Below are 17,930 nucleotides of genomic sequence, written 5' to 3' on the forward strand. Positions count from 1 at the left end.
AAAATTTGGTGGGTCTGGGTGGATTTGAACCACCGACCTCACCCTTATCAGGGGTGCGCTCTAACCAACTGAGCTACAGACCCAAATTACTTGTCTATTTTTCATTCTTCTGCGCTATTTTTTTCGCTCAGTTGCTTATGTAGAAAAACTACACGCCCGCCTTCGCTCAAAAAATGCCTTGAACAATAAAAAATATCCTGCGCAATTACATAAATTAATGCTTATGCAATTCCGTAATTTTTTTATTTTCTTTATTTAGTTATCAAACAACTTGTTGTGGACACTCATACTTATCTTAAGGAGGTGATCCAGCCCCAGCTTCCGCTAGAGCTACCTTGTTACGACTTTACCCCAGTCATGAATCACAAAGTGGTGAGCGCCCAAATAAGCTACCCACTTCTTTTGCAACCCACTCCCATGGTATGACGGGCGGTGTGTACAAGACCCGGGAACGTATTCACCGTAGCGTTCTGATCTACGATTACTAGCGATTCCGACTTCACGGAGTCGAGTTGCAGACTCCGATCCGGACTACGAAAAGGTTTATGAGATTAGCACCACCTCGCGGCTTAGCAACCCTTTGTCCTTCCCATTGTAGCACGTGTGTAGCCCTGGTCGTAAGGGCCATGATGACTTGACGTCGTCCCCGCCTTCCTCCGGTTTATCACCGGCAGTCTCTTTATAGTTCCCACCCGAAGTGCTGGCAAATAAAGATAAGGGTTGCGCTCGTTACGGGACTTAACCCAACATCTCACGACACGAGCTGACGACAGCCATGCAGCACCTGTATCACGGTTCCCGAAGGCACCAATCCATCTCTGGAAAGTTCCGTGTATGTCAAGACCAGGTAAGGTTCTTCGCGTTGCATCGAATTAAACCACATGCTCCACCGCTTGTGCGGGTCCCCGTCAATTCCTTTGAGTTTTAACCTTGCGGCCGTACTCCCCAGGCGGATAACTTAACGCGTTAGCTTCGCCACTAAGAGGTAAATCCTCCCAACGGCTAGTTATCATCGTTTACGGCGTGGACTACCAGGGTATCTAATCCTGTTTGCTACCCACGCTTTCGTACCTCAGTGTCAGTATTAGTCCAGAAAGCTGCCTTCGCCATTGATGTTCCTTCAGATATCTACGCATTTCACCGCTACACCTGAAATTCCACTTTCCTCTCCTATACTCTAGTTTGCCAGTTTCAAATGCAGTTCCCAGGTTGAGCCCGGGGCTTTCACATCTGACTTAACAAACCACCTACGCACGCTTTACGCCCAGTAATTCCGATTAACGCTTGCACCCTCCGTATTACCGCGGCTGCTGGCACGGAGTTAGCCGGTGCTTCTTCTAAAGGTAACGTCAAGGCTAACAGGTATTAACTGCTAGCTTTTCTTCCCAATTGAAAGTGCTTTACAACCCTCAGGCCTTCTTCACACACGCGGTATTGCTGGATCAGGGTTGCCCCCATTGTCCAATATTCCCCACTGCTGCCTCCCGTAGGAGTCTGGACCGTGTCTCAGTTCCAGTGTGGCTGATCATCCTCTCAGACCAGCTAAAGATCGTCGCCTTGGTGAGCTTTTACCTCACCAACAAGCTAATCTTACGCAGGCTCATCTAGTAGCGTGAAGTCCGAAGATCCTCCACTTTAATCCATAGATATTATGCGGTATTAATCCAGATTTCTCTGGGCTATCCCCCACTACTAGGTAGATTCCTACGCGTTACTCACCCGTCCGCCACTCGACGCCTAAGAGCAAGCTCTTATCGTTTCCGTTCGACTTGCATGTGTTAAGCATACCGCCAGCGTTCAATCTGAGCCAGGATCAAACTCTTCAGTTCAATTCTAACTATTTAGAACATTGGCAACACTTATAAATAAGTGCGCTTTGCGTTCAATTTTTTAAAAAGCTTATTTGCTTTAGTTTTTAATGTGCACTTGCACAATTTAATGTACGAGTGCCCACACAAGTTGTTTGATAGATTTTTAAAGAGCAACTAAGACTTGGAAAGTAAATTCTTTGTCTCAGTGAAAGATGGCTATTATACAAGTAAAATTTACGCTGTCAACAACTATTCCACTTTTTTATTAAAATAATTCCTAAGTTAAGGAACTACTTGTAATTTCTCTTCTGCAACTGCTTGGTTAAGCCATTCGTCAGCAGTATTAATATCAACAATATTACCTTTTATATCCATCATTTCGAAGTCATTGTCATTCCAACCCTTGATACCTAATTTAAGAGATTGTACATTTTCAAAGCCCATCTGTTGCATAGTTTGTGCCGCTAATACGCTGCGATTACCCGAACGACAGATAACAACAATATTTTGATTTCTAGCTTTTGCCAGTGCTGGCACGGTATCGTCATAATTCCAAACGCAGGCGCTTTCAAGCACACCTCTAGGCACATGAATAGAATTTGGGATGTGCATCATTTCAAATTCGTGCGCTTCTCTGATATCTAATAAGATTAAATTAGAATTTGGAATACCTTCCTCTAAATCCCATGGCATAATCTCATCCACTGTCTCCAATGCTTTTGCCACTAATTTTTGATAATCATCCATAACTTATATTAAGACCTTTTTATTTACAATACCTTTTTTCAGTCACCATCACCGCAACTTCAACGCGGGATGATAGCGTTAATTTCTTTAAGATTGATTTCACATGCAGTTTTACCGTACCATCTGATATGCCCAACTCCCGGGCAATGACTTTATTACTGTGTCCGACAGCGATTTGGCAGGCGACTTCTTTTTCTCTATCTGTCAATGAATCAAAAGAGGGTTCATTATCGGTGAGTTCGTTGCGTAGAATTTTAGCTAACATATAGGTCATATCTTGAGCAACAACAATATTGCCTGTTTTGATTTCTTCTAAAGCATCAACCAATTCATCTGGATCCATATCTTTTAATAGATAACCTTGCGCACCATGCTTTAAACAATCGCGTAAGTCAGATTCTTCGGTGCTGGTAGTGAGCATGACAATTGGGGTTTCTTCCCCTTGTTTTTTTAGTGCTTTTAAAACTTCAATACCTGACATGCTTGGCATGCGTAAATCTAATAAGATAACATCCAGTTGCAAGTCTGGAATTTCATTCAAACCTTGCTCGGGTGAGGGTGCAGATTTGGCGCTAATTTTTCTAGACTCTAATAAAGACACCAGTCCATTGCGGAATAGGGCGTGGTCATCAATAATATAAACTTTCATAAACTTTCTCCAAAGGTTACTATGACGCGAGTGCCTTCATCAACCTCAGATTCAATTTCAATGTGGGCACCAATTCGTTGGGCACGCTCTTGCATGATATTCATACCGATATTATTCCCCATTATCTCGGTGTCTAATCGCTCTTTTTCAAAGCCAATGCCATCGTCTTCGATTAACAACTGACAAACTGGCTCAGCAGAAAGTAAGATCCGTACATTGCGTGCTTGAGCGTATTTACGGATGTTGGACAAGGCTTCTTGTGTGATACGCATAATCTGCATTTCCGTTTCTGGGGTTAAATTAAACTTACCTTTCACTTGTAAATAGGTGACAATACCCTCTTCAGTTTTGAAGCGATTGACTAAGTTTTCCAGCGAAACTTTAATGCCTCTCGAATCTAATGGCACACGGAAATTGCACATTAATTCTCTAAGTTCTTGATTGGCTTGCGTAATGTTTGATTGCAAGCTGGCAACTTTTTCACCTGCATCAGATAGATTTCCTTGCTTTAACATATCGTCCAAAACAGTAGCTTGTAACTTTAAACTGTAAATTGTTTGTGCTAAAGAATCATGAATTTCTTGCGATAAAAATAAGCCCTCTTGTGAAAGTTCTAATCGTTTGGTTTCTTCATCAAGTCTTGCCTTATCTAAAGCAATGGCAATATTGTCGGCAATGGATTCCAATAAGGCACGCTCATCAAACGCAAGTGATGGCTCAGTGTCAAAAAATAAATTGAAAATACCCAAAGTTTTACCGTGATATCTCAAGGGGATGAAAATCGTGCCAACATCGGCTTTGGCTTTGGCTTTTTCGCCCACGCATTTTGCGCAAGTATGAATGCTGAATTGTACGCGGGTATCTTGTGCCATTGCCACTTCACCACAGAGACAATCGCTGCTGAGTACATCAGGAACTTGTCCATTTGTATCAATGGCGCCACATTGGGCGACTAAGTGCAATTCCCCGTCATCACTCAATTGACGCGCTGCGCCTGAAGAGGCACAGGTCATTTTCATAAAAATATCTAAAAAATACTCAAATAATTCGTTCGCTGAATGCATAGAGTTGAGTTTTGACGAGACACTATATAAAGTCTCTAATGAGGCGGATTTTTTGCTCAATCGTTGGACTTGCTTGTGCAGAATACTTTCCATATCGTCGTATAGATATTGGTTTTCGTCAATCAAATGATTAATTGCCCTAGCAACAGGCTGAAAAGTGGTCTTTTCTTTATCACTCAAACGCGCACTTTGATCAATATTGTATTCAAGCACCCATTTTTGCAAATCATTAAATGGCAATAAAAAGTCCTTACGAATAAAAAGGTATAGCCCTAAATAAATCAATAATATTAATAATGCAAATATCGTATCAATGAAATTTGGCGAGTGATACACCGAAACTAACTCACGAAACAATAACGGTGACAAAATAATTGTCGTTAAAAAATAGAGATAAAATTTTGTCTTAATGCCCATTATTTACCGATGCAGAAAGAAGAAAAAATCTCGCCTAACAAATCATCTGAAGAAAACTCGCCAGTAATACTACCCAAATCCTGCGCAGCATAATACAAATCTTGTGCCAACAACTCGCTGGCATTATTATCCAACTGTGTCAATGCATTGTGAACTGAGGCGAGGGCAGACTCCAAAGCGATGATGTGGCGCTTTCGAGCTAACAAAACGCCCTCATTAGCATCGCTCAATCCTGCAATGCTTGATAATTCTTGCCTTAATAAGTCAATGCCCTCTGAGTTTTTAGCGCACAATGACAACTGTGTTTGCCCATTAGAATGCTTTATGCTCACCACATCATCGGTCAAATCCACCTTATTTTTCACAAAAACAATCGGCTTATCGTTAATCCCCTCAGGCAAAATTGACAAATCTGGTATTTTGTCCTGAGCATCAAATACCAATAACACCACATCGGCTCGCTCGATTTCACTATGCGCGCGTTTGATGCCTTCTTGTTCAACTTTATCCTTGCTTATATGTAAACCTGCTGTATCGATGATGTTGAGTGGCATGCCATTAATATGGATAGTTTCTTTTAACACATCCCGTGTGGTGCCAGCAATATCGGTTACAATCGCACTTGATTCTTGCGTCAATGCATTTAATAACGAAGATTTCCCCGCATTCGGTTTGCCGGCAATAGCAACACTCAGCCCCTCTCGTAAAATTGCACCTTGCTCTGCTGATGTCAAAATGGTCTGAATGTCAGCCTCAATTTTCTCAATTTTTTTCTTCACTTTGCCCGATGCTAAAAAATCAATCTCTTCATCGGAAAAATCAATCGTCGCCTCCACAAAAACCCGTAACTCAATCAGTGCCTGTGTCAACGCATTGACCTGCTTAGAAAACTCACCTGACAATGAACGCAATGCCGATCGTGCCGACTGTTTTGAACTGGCGTCAATAATATCTGCTACCGCTTCTGCCTGCACCAAGTCCATTTTGCCATTCAAAAACGCGCGCTTAGAAAACTCACCTGGCGATGCAGGAATGGCCCCCAATGCCATTGCCGTATCCAGTAACAACCGCATCACAACAAGACCGCCGTGTCCTTGTAATTCTAAAACATCTTCGCCAGTAAAAGAATGTGGTCCGGGAAAAAACAACGCCACACCCTTGTCAATTTCTCCGCCATTTTCATTAAAAAACGAGCCATAATGGGCATAACGAGCTTTGGGCACACGCCCCAGCATTACCTTAGCAATCGCCGCTGCCCTTATGCCAGAGATACGCACCACGCCGATACCACCTTGCCCCGCGGCACTTGCTAATGCACAAATTGTTGTCGTTTCACTCATTAAAATACGCTGCTAAATATTCATCAAAAGATATATTATCCGCTTGTTCTATCTCTAATTGCTGCTCGCAAGATTTTTTTGCCTGCTCATCCAAATATGCAAAATGTTCCACATCCAATTCCTGTGCCAAAGCGTCCCTCTGATGTTGCTTCGCCAATGCATTGCTATAATCAAAAAAACCTTGCCCCTGCTTACGCATATCCTTCAAAATAATTGCCGATGGCGTTAGTTCCGCATTTTCAATTCGCTCGCCAATCTCTGCCACTGCCTGCTGATACTCCACTCCTAACAACGCCGCGCACAAGGCAATTTTATCCATTGCCGTTTTACCAAGTTCTTGCAACGGCACTTTCTGCCCTTGATGTGTCAATGCTAAATTCGGCATTCGCCCTTTATGTGCTACCAACTGGTCATTTGCATCAATATCAAACTGCTCACGACTGGCAATAATGGGTGACTCTTCCAGTAAACAAAACAACAAAAATACCTCCAAGAATCGTACCTGTGTCTCGTCAATCCCTAGTGCCAAATTCGGATTAATGTCCAACGAACGCAATTCAATATAACGCACGCCATTCTCACTCAACGCATCCAACGGCTTCTTATTTGTCATCATTTCTGGTTTCGGTCGCACCGATGCATAATATTCATTTTCAATCTGCAAAATATTAGTATTTAGTTGTTGGTATAACCCCTGTTTTTTCACCCCCATCTGCGCATATTCATGACATGTCGTCTGCATTCCCGATTTCAAACTGTGAATATAATGCCCCAGCGAATTATAACTCGCCTTCACTCCTGCCTCATCTTCACGCAAATTCTGATAACCAATATCTCCCATTCTAAGCGAAGTCGCATACGGTTCATACAAAGTCGAATCGTTAAATTCAATCAAAGAATGCTGATGATAACCCTTTAAGAATGATTTGCAAACTGAACTCGATGCCCCAAATAAATACGGCATCAACCACCCATAACGCAGCACATTTCGAGTTAGCCCCATATAATGCTGATCGGTAAAATCTCTTAGCGACTGATTTGGCGACCGAATCAAACGATATTGCTCCAAAAAATCCGTCGCAAACGAATAATTAAAATGAATTCCCGCAATCGTCTGCATCACACTCCCATAACGATTCGCCAATCCATGTCGATACACGGTCTTCATTCGTCCACGATTACTGTTGCCATATTGTGCAATCGGAATATGAGTCTCACCCCTAATCACACATGGCATACTTGTCGACCAAAAATTTTGGTCTTTTGGCAAATGATGATACAAATATTGCTGCGTCTTTGACAAAAATGTCAGCATTTCTCTCGCACTATGTACCGGTGGCGTCACCAATTCAATCAACGATTCGGAAAAATCCGTCGTAATATACGGATGCGTCAACGCACAACCCAATGCCTGTGGATGTGGCGCCTGAGAAATTCCGCCCTTACGCGATACTCGCAGCCCTTCTTTTTCCAGACCCATCAAATTTCCCTTTAACAAGGTGCGATGTGGCTTTAGTTGTTGGATTGTTTCAATTAAAGACAAAATGCAATAGAATGTTAAAATAACGCTATTTTACATTAAGGCAAGCGAATGAAAATAATCAAGGCAGTTGTCGGCGTTTTACGCAATGAAAATCAAGAAATCTTTATCGCAAAACGCAGAGCAGGGCAATTTATGGCAGGGTTTTGGGAGCTTCCTGGCGGAAAAATCGAACCCAACGAACTGCCCGAACAAGCCATCGTCCGTGAATTACAAGAAGAACTCGGCATCCAAGTCCAGCACATTAGTCTGCACCAAACCATGACGCACGCTTACTCTGACCGCATCGTTGAACTTAGCATTTACAACATTAACCAATACCAAGGCACTGCTGCTGGCATTGAAGGGCAAGAAATTGCATGGGCAGCAATCGATGCTCTCCTCGCCTACAACCTACTGCCAACTATGAAGGCCTTCATTCACGCCATCACCCTCCCTGACAAATATTGGATAACCCCCGCAAAAAACCACGGTAGCGACGATTGGATGCTAAAATTCAACCAAAAACTCAGCCAAGGCGTTAAACTCATTCAGCTTCGCAGCAAGATAGCCTTGGATAGCGCGATGATAGAAGAAATTAAAAGCAAATGCCGACAATATGACGCAAGTTTACTACTAAACACGCCCAATAAAGATTTTTCCCTTCCCGACTGTGACGGCTACCATCTCACCACCGAAGAAATGTACATCCTTAAAACCAGACCTTGTCCTGCCACTCAACTACTCGGCATCAGCACCCACAGTCTAACCGAGGCATTTCAGGCCCAGGCATTCGGTGCAGACTTCATCGTCATCTCCCCCGTCCAAGCCACTCAAACCCACCCCGACACTCAGCCTATCGGCTGGGATGCCGCCAAAGAAGTGGTTGATAAACTCAACATCCCCGTCTATTTCCTCGGCGGCATGCAAGAACAAGATTTGGAAAAAACTTTGCAACTCGGCGCTCAGGGCATTGCGGGGGTCAGTGCTTTTTGATTAAAAATTATAGTAGCTTAAACTGATATCTTCTTATTTTTACTTAAAGGCGAACGACTAAATACTCAATTGAGCATAATATTGCTCTATTATATGATTATAGATATTTAGTCGTTTAATGCTATAGAATAAGAAAAAAGGCGCAGTAATATGGTGGAGGGATAGGGATTTGAAAACGCCGTATAACTAATTGATTTATATAAGACCCTGTAAACCAGATTGTGTAAACCCTCATATTTTATAATCCCTAAAAAGGAGAAAAAACATGAGTAACGCAACACTAAGAAAAAACCAAAAGAACCAACTGAACAACACAGGCATTAACCAACAAAAACTCCGTGCTTTTGCTGGTGAGCTTGCCAAAGACATCCACACCCAAGATGACTTGGCAGACTTGTCTGCATCATTGGTTAAGATGACCATAGAAGCGGCACTTGGTGCTGAGATGGAACATCACCTTGGCTATCCAAAATATGGACAAAATGGCAATGAATCTAATGCCAGTAATAACGCTCGCAATGGCTACTACTCTAAAATTGTTAAAGGTAATCATGGCGAAGTTGAACTTGCTATTCCAAGGGATCGCAATGCTAACTTTGAGCCTGCTATCATTGAGAAGGGTCAAACCAGATTAGGCGCTTTTGATAATCAAATATTAAGCCTGTATGCCAAAGGCATGAGCACCCATGATATTGTCACAACCTTTAAAGAGATGTATGACGCTGACATCTCAGCAACGTTGGTGTCCAATGTAACACAAGCGGTTATTACTCAAGCCACAGAGTGGCGTAATCGTCCATTGGATGAGATTTACCCCATTGTTTATTTAGACGGTATTGTCATTAAAGTTAGGCAAGATAAACAAATCATTAAAAAGACCATGTACATTGCCCTAGGCGTTAATCTTGAGGGTAAAAAAGAATGTCTTGGCTTATGGTTGTCCAAAAATGAATCTTCTAAGTTCTGGTTGGGCGTTCTTAACGATATTGCTAATCGTGGCGTAAAAGACATTCTGATCGCCTCAGTCGATGGGTTAACGGGATTCCCCGAAGCTATTAATGCCGTGTTCCCACAGGCTGATGTACAACTGTGTATTGTTCATATGGTTCGCAACTCGCTTAAATATGTGGGCTATAAGGAACGTAAGAATGTTGCTAGTGATTTAAAGCAAATCTATCAGTCTATTACTGAAGAAGAAGCTTTATTGGCGTTAGATGAGTTTGAGTATAAATGGGATACGCAGTTCCCAAGTATCGCCAAATCGTGGCGACGAAATTGGGATAATGTTGCTACTCTATTTGCTTATCCTGAGGCAATCAGAAAGGCAATCTATACCACTAATGCCATTGAATCCTTAAACTCAGTGATTAGAAAATCTATCAAAAACAGAAAGATTTTTAATCATGATAACTCTGCTTTTAAAGTGGTCTTTTTAGCCATTGAAGCAGCCAGTAAGAAATGGACAATGCCAATACGAAATTGGTCACAAGCAATGAATCAGTTTATAATCCTACATGAGGATAGATTAAAGGATTATGTCTGATTTTTGAAAGAGGTGTTTACACAATCTGGTTTACAGGGTCCCATATGGGTGGCTTTTTGATTTTTTTAGTTGGTTTATGCAAAGGTCTCCAAAAACATTAGGACAAAAAATCAAACTTCACAGACTCCATCAAGGACTTAATCAGAAACAATTTTCTCAACTACTAAAAGTTGACCCAACGACTGTTAAATTTTGGGAGAGTGGAGAAAGGAAGCCTTCTGAAAAGATGATTGAGAAACTGTACAAAGCTATTAAGCTTAATTCTAAATATTATCTAAACACAATTTGAATTTAAGCATTATTTAGATAAAACTTCGAAGTAATAAAATAATTGTATAAAATATAAAACAATTATGTTTGCCTTAGACTTTATGAAATTGGTATTTTTTTACACAAGTGTTACAATATTTATATGAACTATATTAGTCTTTTTAGTAGTGCAGGAGTTGGTTGTTATGGCTTTAAACAGTCAGGTTTTGAGTGCATTGCCACAAATGAACTACTAGAAAAAAGACTCAATATACAAAAAGCAAACAAAACTTGTTCTGACCCAAAAGGTTATATTTTGGGAGATATTTCTAAGTCAGAAACAAAACAAAAACTGCTTAATAAAATTTACAGTTGGCAAGATAAAAATAAGAAACAAGATATTGATTTTCTAATTGCTACTCCGCCTTGTCAAGGTATATCCGTAGCAAATCATAAAAAAAGAAATGATGAAATTAAACGAAACTCTTTGGTTACAGAGTCAATAAAAATAGTTTCTGATATAAAACCTAGAGTCTTTGTTTTTGAAAATGTAAGAGGCTTTTCAAAAACATTATGCATAGATACAGATAATAAAGAAAGAGAAATAGGTTTCGCCATAGAGAAAAATTTAGCAGCACAATATCATATAGAAAATAGAATTATTAATTTTAAAAATTATGGCTCAAACTCTAGTAGAACTAGAACATTAATCATAGGCACTAGAAAAGATGTAGAAGATTTAAACCCGCTTATGCTTTTTCCAGATTTAAAAAAAGAAAAAACTCTGAAACAGTCCATAGGTAAATTACCTAGACTAAATAACATGGGAGAAAGCGACATAAATGATCCATTGCATAAATTTAGAAAATATTCTAATCGCATGGTGCCATGGATAATAAATACAAAGTATGGATGCTCTGCATTCGACAATAAAAATCCAAAATTCAGACCGCATAAAATAGTGGATGGAAAAATAGTTGAAAATAAAAATAAAAACGGAGACAAATATAAAAGATGTATTTGGGAGAAGGTGGCACCATGCATACACACAAGAAATGATATTTTAGCTAGTCAATCTACTATTCATCCTGTAGATAATAGAGTTTTTAGTATTAGAGAATTGATGTTATTAATGACTATTCCCAAAAGTTTCAAATGGTTTAAATTTGATATAAGCCATGACAATATTGATACTTTAATAAAAAATAATGAAATAAATATTAGACAATCAATAGGAGAGGCGGTTCCAACTGCTATATTTAAAAATATAGCAGTTAAGTACAAAAAGCTTATTGGTAAAAAGCAATTGCCCTTAAGACAAATTAAGTTATTAATCGAAAGTCAAGAACTCTCAAATATTAAAAAATTAATCAACTTTTTAAATAAAAACCTAGACAACTATTCTTTTACAGACTTATCGAAAATATCAGAAATAGCCAACTCAAAGAGATTAAAAAATTCAGCTTTTTATACTAGAAGGGATGTTGTTTTTAGGTCAATAAAATACATACCAAAAATTACAAATAAAGAGGTTAAAATTTTAGAGCCATCTGTTGGTGTTGGTAATTTTCTCCCTGATATAATTAAAAAATATGAATCATACGAAAGTGTCACAATAGATGCTATTGATATAGACCCTTATAGTATAAAAATAGCAAAAATTTTAATCAAAAAAATAAAGATTCCTCAACATATAAAATTAAATTTTATAAATGATGATTTTTTGTTACATGATTTTAAAAATAAAAAATATGATATTGTTGTAGGAAACCCTCCATTTGGTAAGGTGCTAGATACTTCTCTAAAAAACACATACAAGGAAAATTTATTTAATACAGGCACTAATAACATATTTTCTTTTTTTATGGAGAAGTCACTGCAAATCTCTAGTTATATTTCTTTAATTATTCCAAAAAGCATACTATCATCTCCAGAATTTGAAAAAACTAGGATATTGTTAGAAACTAGGAAATTTATCTCCATTTATGACCATGGAGAAAAAGGATTTAAAGGAGTTAAAATAGAAACCATATCTGTATTGTTTTCAAACAAAAAAACTATAGATAAAGATTTAGTTGTATTGGAATCAGCTATAACAAAAGAATGCTCCACCAAAAAGCAATCTTATATATTGGACTCTTCTTTACCTATTTGGCTTTTATATAGAAATCATGCTTTTGATGCCACATTTATAAAACTTAAAGTAGATATTTTCAAATATTTTAGAGATAGGCAAATTACTAGAAAAGATTTATCTAGCAAAGGAAAATATCAAATAATAAAATCTAAAAATTTATCTCTAGATGGTAGTTTAGTCAATAATGAAACAAATAGCTTTTTTATAGATGATATCGCTAAATATGTAGTAAAAAAATTCCTAAATAAGATGTGCATAGTAGTCCCAAATTTATCATATTATCCTAGAGCTGCTTTTTTGCCAAAAAATAGTGTAGCTGATGGCTCGTTAGCTATTTTTGAAACAGATGAGAATATTACAAAAGACGATATTGATTATTTTAAATCAGATGAATTTACTAAATACTACCGTATAGCTCAGAATTATGGCACAAGAACCCTTAATATAAATAGGAGTACCACATTTTTTTGGGGAATAAGAAAATAATATGATTGACAATGACAATATAGACAATAACATTAATAGCTTATTAGGTTCTTATAATTTTGATATTAAAATTACTAGGGATGCTCGTTTTATGGATCAAAAAGTAACACCTGATGTTTTAACAATAGTAGCCGATTGTATTATTCAATTTGTTGGTAGCGAAAGCAAAGAATTTACTGCAAGAAACATATGGGAAAATGGCTACACAAATGAAAATGTTAAAGATATTTTTAATAAACCTGATGTTTCAAACAAAAAAGCACGAAGTGAGTACGATAAGTTTTTTGCCCAACCCTTAAGAATGTTAGCATATGCTGGTGTCTTAAATTTAAGAAAGGTTAGAAACAGAAATTTCTTTACTGTTAATAATTATGGTGTTCTAAGTTATATTTCGATTAAAGAAAGAAACGCTCTAAATTTTATAATTAAATATTTAACTAAGGTGTTGGTAGATAGTGACATATTTAAATTGTTTAATAATTTTTTTCTTAACAATAATGAACAAAACTTTCATAATCTTAAATCTAAATATGAACAGTTTATTATAGACAATACATCTATTAATCAAACAACAGAGGTTAGAAGAATTTTTACCAAGATACTAAATCCACTATGCTATAACGAAAAGGTTAATGGAACAAAAAGTGGTTATTTTTCCAAAGATGTAACAGGTTATGATGAGCTTATGTATAACAGAACAAATTGGAGAGATGTTAATAAAAAAAGAGGAGAGACTAGGATAGAATATGATTCTAGAGTTCAAAAAAGTGAAAATGCAAAAAATGCATTTATTAAATTCACTGTAGAAAAAGCCAAGAGGCTGATTAAAGAAAGACATAAATATATAAGTGAAGTAGATGATGCAGAAGCAGTTGGAAAGGCAACACAAGCCCATCATATTTTTCCAAAATCTACTTACCCTAAAATTGAATCATATTTAGAAAATTTAATTTTATTAACAGGCACTCAGCATAATTCTAAAGCGCACCCAAATAACAATACGCATCTTGTTGATAAGGACTATCAATTATCGTGTATTTTATCTAAATTTGATTCTATAGAAAAATCTATTAATACTAATGATGGGTTTTATTCTAAAGAAGATTTTATATTTGTTTTAAATGAAGGTGTGTCTCCTAATGATAAATTTAATGAAAATGGTTCTTTTAAAGAGATAAAAGAAAAAGTAGTTTTTGAATATCAACAAACAGGCTAACCACCCAACACAACCCAATAAAAAAAAGGGGACGCTACCCTTTTTTAGGTCCATTATTTTTAAAGGAGAACGACTAAATACTCAATTGAGCATAATATTGCTCTATTATATGATTATAGATATTTAGTCGTTTAATGCCATAGAATAAGAAAAAAGGCGCAGTAATATGGTGGAGGGATAGGGATTTGAACCCAACATTAAAACCACTAAAAACCATAAACCGCTACACAAAAGCATTTTAAAAGTTATGATTGGTGTATTTTGACCCTATTTAGAAACTATGTTGTCAAAATGTTGTCAATTTATTCTTTAAGAGGTTTCTTAAAATTTAATGACTTAAAGCCCTTAAAACAACGCTTGGCTCTTTAGCGACGACATTAAGTAACACCAAAGCTGGACCTCTAGGATGTCTATCGCCACGCTCCCAATGACGCAAAGTATTAACACTAACACCAAAAGCATTGGCGAATTCATTTTGACTCATTCCAACATTAGCACGAATATTCTTTATATCTAATGGGTTTATATCGTGAACGATAGCCTTTGATTTTTTGCCTTTAGAAAAATCAATTGCCTCATCTAAACCTTGCTTGATACTGTTAAATAATTCACTCATTTTTTAAGCCTCATAATTATCTTTTAATAGTTTGGTTAATTTAGTCAACTCGTTTCTTTCTGATTTTGACAAGTTGCTTTTTTCACCTTTGCTAAATATTGCCAACAAAAACAGCGGAATGGCTTTATTGTGATAATAATAAATCACTCTAACGCCACCGCTTTTTCCTTTACCTTGGCAGACCACCTAAGTTTACGAATACCGCCCGTACCCGTAATTAAATCACCTGCTTTAACATATATAGCTAAATAATCAATAAGCCCATCTTTTTCTGAAATGCTTAAAGTTTATCTGCTCTTTTTATAAACTCTGGTAATTCTACTATAGTTTGCATATGTGTATTGTAATCCATTGGATTATAGTCGTCAAGTTTTTTTGTTTCGCAAAAATTGAGTTACACCCAAACCCGTTCGTTTATTTTTTCAAGTGTCAATATTTGATTTTGGTTGATAGTGCAGTGTTAAGCTCTCTAAATTCCACAGTGTTGGTCTATTTGAGCGGTCGCATTATTGACTTGTAAAAAGCAACAAGTCTAATAAATGACACGCTTAAAAGCTTGTCGAAAGTTTTAAGGCGTTAAAAAAAGGGGCTATCTAACCCGGCTTCAATTGCCATGGATTCCCCTTTTAAATACATTATACATAATTATAACAAAAAGTCAGCTAATAATGAGTAGGCTTCAATTGCCCTCGTCACTATTAACTGACTTAGTTAGTATTATAAACAATAAAAACTAAGGATTATGAATATTAATATTTTGGAAGGTCATTAATCCATAAATCAGTTTTATTAATTTCTTTGTTTTGCAATATCTTTAAATATTCATCATGCAATTTTTGTTTTTCCTTTGTGGTATTTAGCCAATCATCAACAGAATAGAACAATGAAGTAAAAGAATGTTTTTGTCTTATTCTATCTAAAAACATATCGGCAATAGCACGGTAATGATTGGCTGCATATATTTTATTAGAACTTGGGCTTACACCATACTGTTTTAGAATACTAGAAACCTCGATAACACCTTTACTGCCCCACGGTGTGTTGTTAATATTTTCAACAAAGTACTTGTTTGGCTTGTGCAAGAAATAATCATAAAAGTGCCAGTCACCCGTCATTTCATCACTGGCAATATTAAGGGCTGTTCTTGCTGTTAAATAAGACTCAAGCGAGGTATTAAGTTTAAATATTGTTTGCATAAAACATCATTCTAACATATCTAAGGCTTTTTGATTTTGAAAGTCAAAGGGGCCCAAAGTCAAGCTCTTTGTCGTTTAAATCAGTTACGCCGATAGCTAATCGCCTCAGTTAAATGTTGGATGTTGACGGTATCTGAGTTGTCTAAATCAGCAATGGTTCTGGCAACTTTTAAGATGCGGTGGTAGGCACGGGCAGATAGATTGAGTTTGTCGATAACGCTGGATAATAAGTGTTTGTTGTCTGCATTTAGATTGGTCAGTTTTTCGATTTCGTCGGGAGCAAGTTTGTCGTTAGATTTACCTTGTCTTTCTAATTGGATGTTGTGGGCTTTGACGACTCTTTAGCGGATGGTTTCGCTATTTTCTATTGTGTCCGTACTTTGGTTGAGTAATGTCTCTTTAGGCAGGGGTGGTACGGTTAATACCATATCAATTCTATCTAGTAGCGGTCCTGATATTTTGTTTTTGTATCTGTCAATTTGGTCAGCTGTGCAATGGCATTTAGCTGTGCCATCGCCATAATAGCCGCATGGGCAGGGGTTCTGTGCCTTGTTACCGTCTCTCATATTTGTTGTTCCAAAGCCTATTGCAGAAATGCCTAAAGAATTAATCACACTTGGCGACCATATTAAAAAGAAAAGGTTGGAAAATAATTTGTTTCAAAAAGATGTTGGAATAATCATAGGAACTGATAATTTTACTATAGTTAATTGGGAAAAGAATAGCACTAAAAGTATCCCTGCAAAATATTATCCTAAAATTATGGAGTTTTTAAATTATTGTCCGCTGGAAAAAATACCCACAACCATAACCGAGAAAATTAAACTCCATAGAATTCATCGAGGCCTTAATCAGAAGAAATTTACTCAACTGTTAAAAGTTGACCCAACTGCTGTTAAATTTTGGGAGAGCGAGGAAAGAAAGTCAAAATTATTTTTAGTAAGCATCAATAAAAGATCGAACAGTTTGTGGCATAATTACCCTTTAAATAATTAAAATATACATTTGCGCTTGACAAGTGTATGCAAGGGGGGGGTATATTACATTCTAATTTCACCTAAAAGGTTTACCTGTGTCTAAAGTTATTTTTATTTTTATTTTTATTTTTATTCAAAATTCTTTAGCAGAGTTGCCCTTGACTGTTGAAAATATCATTACTAACAAAGGAAAATTTAAGTTAGATTTATCTATGTCTTATAACAATTTAGAGTTACAAGGTGTACAAGCAAGTGATGGTGTTTTAATTCAAACAGGCCCAACTTCTTTTGTTAGTGTACCAAGTAAAGTGGGGCAAACTCAAATTAATAGTGACATTTTAATCGCTAATATTGGTGTTCGTTATGGTTTTTCTGATAATCTTGAGGGTTATTTAAGGGTAAATTATTTAAATGCTAATAGCCGCGTAACAGATTTATCTGGCTCTTCAAGCACAAGTGATTCAAAATTAGCAGATACTTGGGTAGGGTTAAATTACCTCTTCTCAGAAGATATGGGCACGCCAGCACTAATTGGCTCTATTGAAACTACTTTATATGAAGAGTACACTTCTGATAATGCTCAATTTAAATCATATCAAATTGGTGTAACCACTTACCGAGCTATTGATCCAATCGTTTTATCACTGACAAGTGGATATCGTTTTAATCAAGTCAGAAAATATGATAATATTGATTATAAACCAGGTAATTTTTTCTTTATTTCACCTTCTGTTGGTTTTGCTGTTAATGACACCATTACTTTAACTACGGGCTTTCAATGGTTAAATAAACAGCCTGACAAAATTAATAATACCAACCAAGGTGCGCTTTCAACTAATACAGATTTAATCCTTGGCATGGGTTATGGGCAAGCAAAAAATAGCATTATTAATACTACTTTAAAGGCAAATATTTCAGGTCGTGGGGGATCGGATCTGAGGGTTAATTGGTTATATAGTTTCTAATC

The 17,930-nt window shown here is 37.1% G+C and carries 15 protein-coding genes, 1 tRNA gene, 1 rRNA gene and 2 pseudogenes; 7 read left to right on the top strand and 12 right to left on the bottom strand.

Annotated features, from left to right (window positions below):
- Positions 1–6 precede the first annotated feature (6 nt).
- From BSEPE_RS07125 to gshA, 7 genes are all read right to left on the bottom strand, one after another.
- Positions 7–83, bottom strand: a tRNA-Ile gene (locus BSEPE_RS07125).
- Between the two features lie 213 nt (positions 84–296).
- Positions 297–1,829: ribosomal RNA gene (locus BSEPE_RS07130) — 16S ribosomal RNA — on the bottom strand.
- Between the two features lie 264 nt (positions 1,830–2,093).
- Positions 2,094–2,558: a rhodanese-like domain-containing protein gene (locus BSEPE_RS07135; protein WP_066045575.1), complete on the bottom strand. Its 465-nt coding sequence runs from the start codon at positions 2,556–2,558 to the stop codon at positions 2,094–2,096.
- 19 nt (positions 2,559–2,577) lie between these two features.
- Positions 2,578–3,207, bottom strand: coding sequence for a response regulator (locus BSEPE_RS07140; RefSeq protein ID WP_066045578.1), 630 nt, complete (start codon positions 3,205–3,207; stop codon positions 2,578–2,580).
- Positions 3,204–4,640 (bottom strand): GAF domain-containing sensor histidine kinase, encoded by a 1,437-nt coding sequence (locus BSEPE_RS07145; RefSeq protein WP_231893495.1) that lies wholly within the window; start codon positions 4,638–4,640, stop codon positions 3,204–3,206. Before BSEPE_RS07145 ends, BSEPE_RS07140 begins: the two co-directional genes overlap by 4 nt.
- Before the next feature lie 47 nt (positions 4,641–4,687).
- On the bottom strand, positions 4,688–6,028 hold the full coding sequence (gene mnmE, locus BSEPE_RS07150) for a tRNA uridine-5-carboxymethylaminomethyl(34) synthesis GTPase MnmE (protein WP_066045584.1): 1,341 nt from the start codon (positions 6,026–6,028) through the stop codon (positions 4,688–4,690).
- The gene (gshA, locus tag BSEPE_RS07155; RefSeq protein ID WP_066045588.1) at positions 6,021–7,571 is read right to left on the bottom strand and encodes a glutamate--cysteine ligase; all 1,551 of its coding nucleotides are present in this window, start codon (positions 7,569–7,571) and stop codon (positions 6,021–6,023) included. The genes mnmE and gshA overlap by 8 nt, the downstream gene beginning before the upstream one ends.
- Before the next feature lie 48 nt (positions 7,572–7,619).
- Here gshA and BSEPE_RS07160 point away from each other — a divergent pair, with 48 nt between their 5' ends.
- The 5 genes from BSEPE_RS07160 to BSEPE_RS07180 all read left to right on the top strand — a co-directional run bounded on the left by BSEPE_RS07160 (position 7,620) and on the right by BSEPE_RS07180 (position 14,174).
- Positions 7,620–8,543, top strand: coding sequence for a Nudix family hydrolase (locus BSEPE_RS07160; RefSeq protein ID WP_066045591.1), 924 nt, complete (start codon positions 7,620–7,622; stop codon positions 8,541–8,543).
- A gap of 319 nt (positions 8,544–8,862) precedes the next feature.
- Positions 8,863–10,086 (top strand): IS256 family transposase, encoded by a 1,224-nt coding sequence (locus BSEPE_RS07165; protein WP_066046185.1) that lies wholly within the window; start codon positions 8,863–8,865, stop codon positions 10,084–10,086.
- A 76-nt stretch (positions 10,087–10,162) separates the two neighbouring features.
- Positions 10,163–10,375 carry a helix-turn-helix domain-containing protein gene (locus tag BSEPE_RS08270; protein WP_066045594.1) on the top strand — a complete coding sequence of 71 codons (213 nt, stop codon included), beginning with the start codon at positions 10,163–10,165 and terminating at the stop codon, positions 10,373–10,375.
- A gap of 123 nt (positions 10,376–10,498) precedes the next feature.
- On the top strand, positions 10,499–12,958 hold the full coding sequence (locus BSEPE_RS07175; RefSeq protein ID WP_066045597.1) for a DNA cytosine methyltransferase: 2,460 nt from the start codon (positions 10,499–10,501) through the stop codon (positions 12,956–12,958).
- A gap of 1 nt (position 12,959) precedes the next feature.
- Positions 12,960–14,174, top strand: coding sequence for a hypothetical protein (locus tag BSEPE_RS07180; RefSeq protein WP_066045600.1), 1,215 nt, complete (start codon positions 12,960–12,962; stop codon positions 14,172–14,174).
- 328 nt (positions 14,175–14,502) lie between these two features.
- Here the strand turns inward: BSEPE_RS07180 and nadS are convergent, their stop codons facing one another.
- The 5 genes and pseudogenes from nadS to BSEPE_RS07910 form a co-directional block, all read right to left on the bottom strand.
- Positions 14,503–14,790: a NadS family protein gene (nadS, locus tag BSEPE_RS07185; protein WP_066045603.1), complete on the bottom strand. Its 288-nt coding sequence runs from the start codon at positions 14,788–14,790 to the stop codon at positions 14,503–14,505.
- Positions 14,791–14,793: 3 nt separating this feature from the next.
- A pseudogene (locus tag BSEPE_RS07190) lies at positions 14,794–15,124 on the bottom strand (type II toxin-antitoxin system RelE/ParE family toxin).
- 415 nt (positions 15,125–15,539) lie between these two features.
- Positions 15,540–15,986, bottom strand: coding sequence for a hypothetical protein (locus BSEPE_RS07195; protein ID WP_066045606.1), 447 nt, complete (start codon positions 15,984–15,986; stop codon positions 15,540–15,542).
- 80 nt (positions 15,987–16,066) lie between these two features.
- Positions 16,067–16,315: pseudogene (locus BSEPE_RS08275) on the bottom strand (magnesium chelatase subunit ChlI family protein); the annotation flags it as partial.
- A gap of 12 nt (positions 16,316–16,327) precedes the next feature.
- Positions 16,328–16,552, bottom strand: coding sequence for an ATP-binding protein (locus BSEPE_RS07910; RefSeq protein WP_083503004.1), 225 nt, complete (start codon positions 16,550–16,552; stop codon positions 16,328–16,330).
- A 28-nt stretch (positions 16,553–16,580) separates the two neighbouring features.
- Between BSEPE_RS07910 and BSEPE_RS07200 the strand changes: the two genes are divergently transcribed.
- Both BSEPE_RS07200 and BSEPE_RS07205 read left to right on the top strand, forming a co-directional pair.
- Complete coding sequence (locus BSEPE_RS07200) at positions 16,581–16,982, top strand: transcriptional regulator (RefSeq protein WP_066045609.1); 402 nt, start codon at positions 16,581–16,583, stop codon at positions 16,980–16,982.
- A 76-nt stretch (positions 16,983–17,058) separates the two neighbouring features.
- Positions 17,059–17,928 (top strand): hypothetical protein, encoded by an 870-nt coding sequence (locus BSEPE_RS07205; RefSeq protein ID WP_066045612.1) that lies wholly within the window; start codon positions 17,059–17,061, stop codon positions 17,926–17,928.
- Positions 17,929–17,930 lie beyond the last annotated feature (2 nt).

Origin of the sequence: endosymbiont of Bathymodiolus septemdierum str. Myojin knoll (assembly GCF_001547755.1) — a bacterium.
Lineage (GTDB): Bacteria > Pseudomonadota > Gammaproteobacteria > PS1 > Pseudothioglobaceae > Thiodubiliella.

Bases quoted from the DNA above. Each gene is read 5' to 3' on its own strand.
- BSEPE_RS07135 (WP_066045575.1), bottom strand. From the start codon at position 2,558: ATGGATGATTATCAAAAATTAGTGGCAAAAGCATTGGAGACAGTGGAT.
- BSEPE_RS07140 (WP_066045578.1), bottom strand. From the start codon at position 3,207: ATGAAAGTTTATATTATTGATGACCACGCCCTATTCCGCAATGGACTG.
- mnmE (WP_066045584.1), bottom strand. From the start codon at position 6,028: ATGAGTGAAACGACAACAATTTGTGCATTAGCAAGTGCCGCGGGGCAA.
- BSEPE_RS07160 (WP_066045591.1), top strand. From the start codon at position 7,620: ATGAAAATAATCAAGGCAGTTGTCGGCGTTTTACGCAATGAAAATCAA.
- BSEPE_RS08270 (WP_066045594.1), top strand. From the start codon at position 10,163: ATGCAAAGGTCTCCAAAAACATTAGGACAAAAAATCAAACTTCACAGA.
- BSEPE_RS07175 (WP_066045597.1), top strand. From the start codon at position 10,499: ATGAACTATATTAGTCTTTTTAGTAGTGCAGGAGTTGGTTGTTATGGC.
- BSEPE_RS07180 (WP_066045600.1), top strand. From the start codon at position 12,960: ATGATTGACAATGACAATATAGACAATAACATTAATAGCTTATTAGGT.
- nadS (WP_066045603.1), bottom strand. From the start codon at position 14,790: ATGAGTGAATTATTTAACAGTATCAAGCAAGGTTTAGATGAGGCAATT.
- BSEPE_RS07195 (WP_066045606.1), bottom strand. From the start codon at position 15,986: ATGCAAACAATATTTAAACTTAATACCTCGCTTGAGTCTTATTTAACA.
- BSEPE_RS07910 (WP_083503004.1), bottom strand. From the start codon at position 16,552: ATGAGAGACGGTAACAAGGCACAGAACCCCTGCCCATGCGGCTATTAT.
- BSEPE_RS07200 (WP_066045609.1), top strand. From the start codon at position 16,581: ATGCCTAAAGAATTAATCACACTTGGCGACCATATTAAAAAGAAAAGG.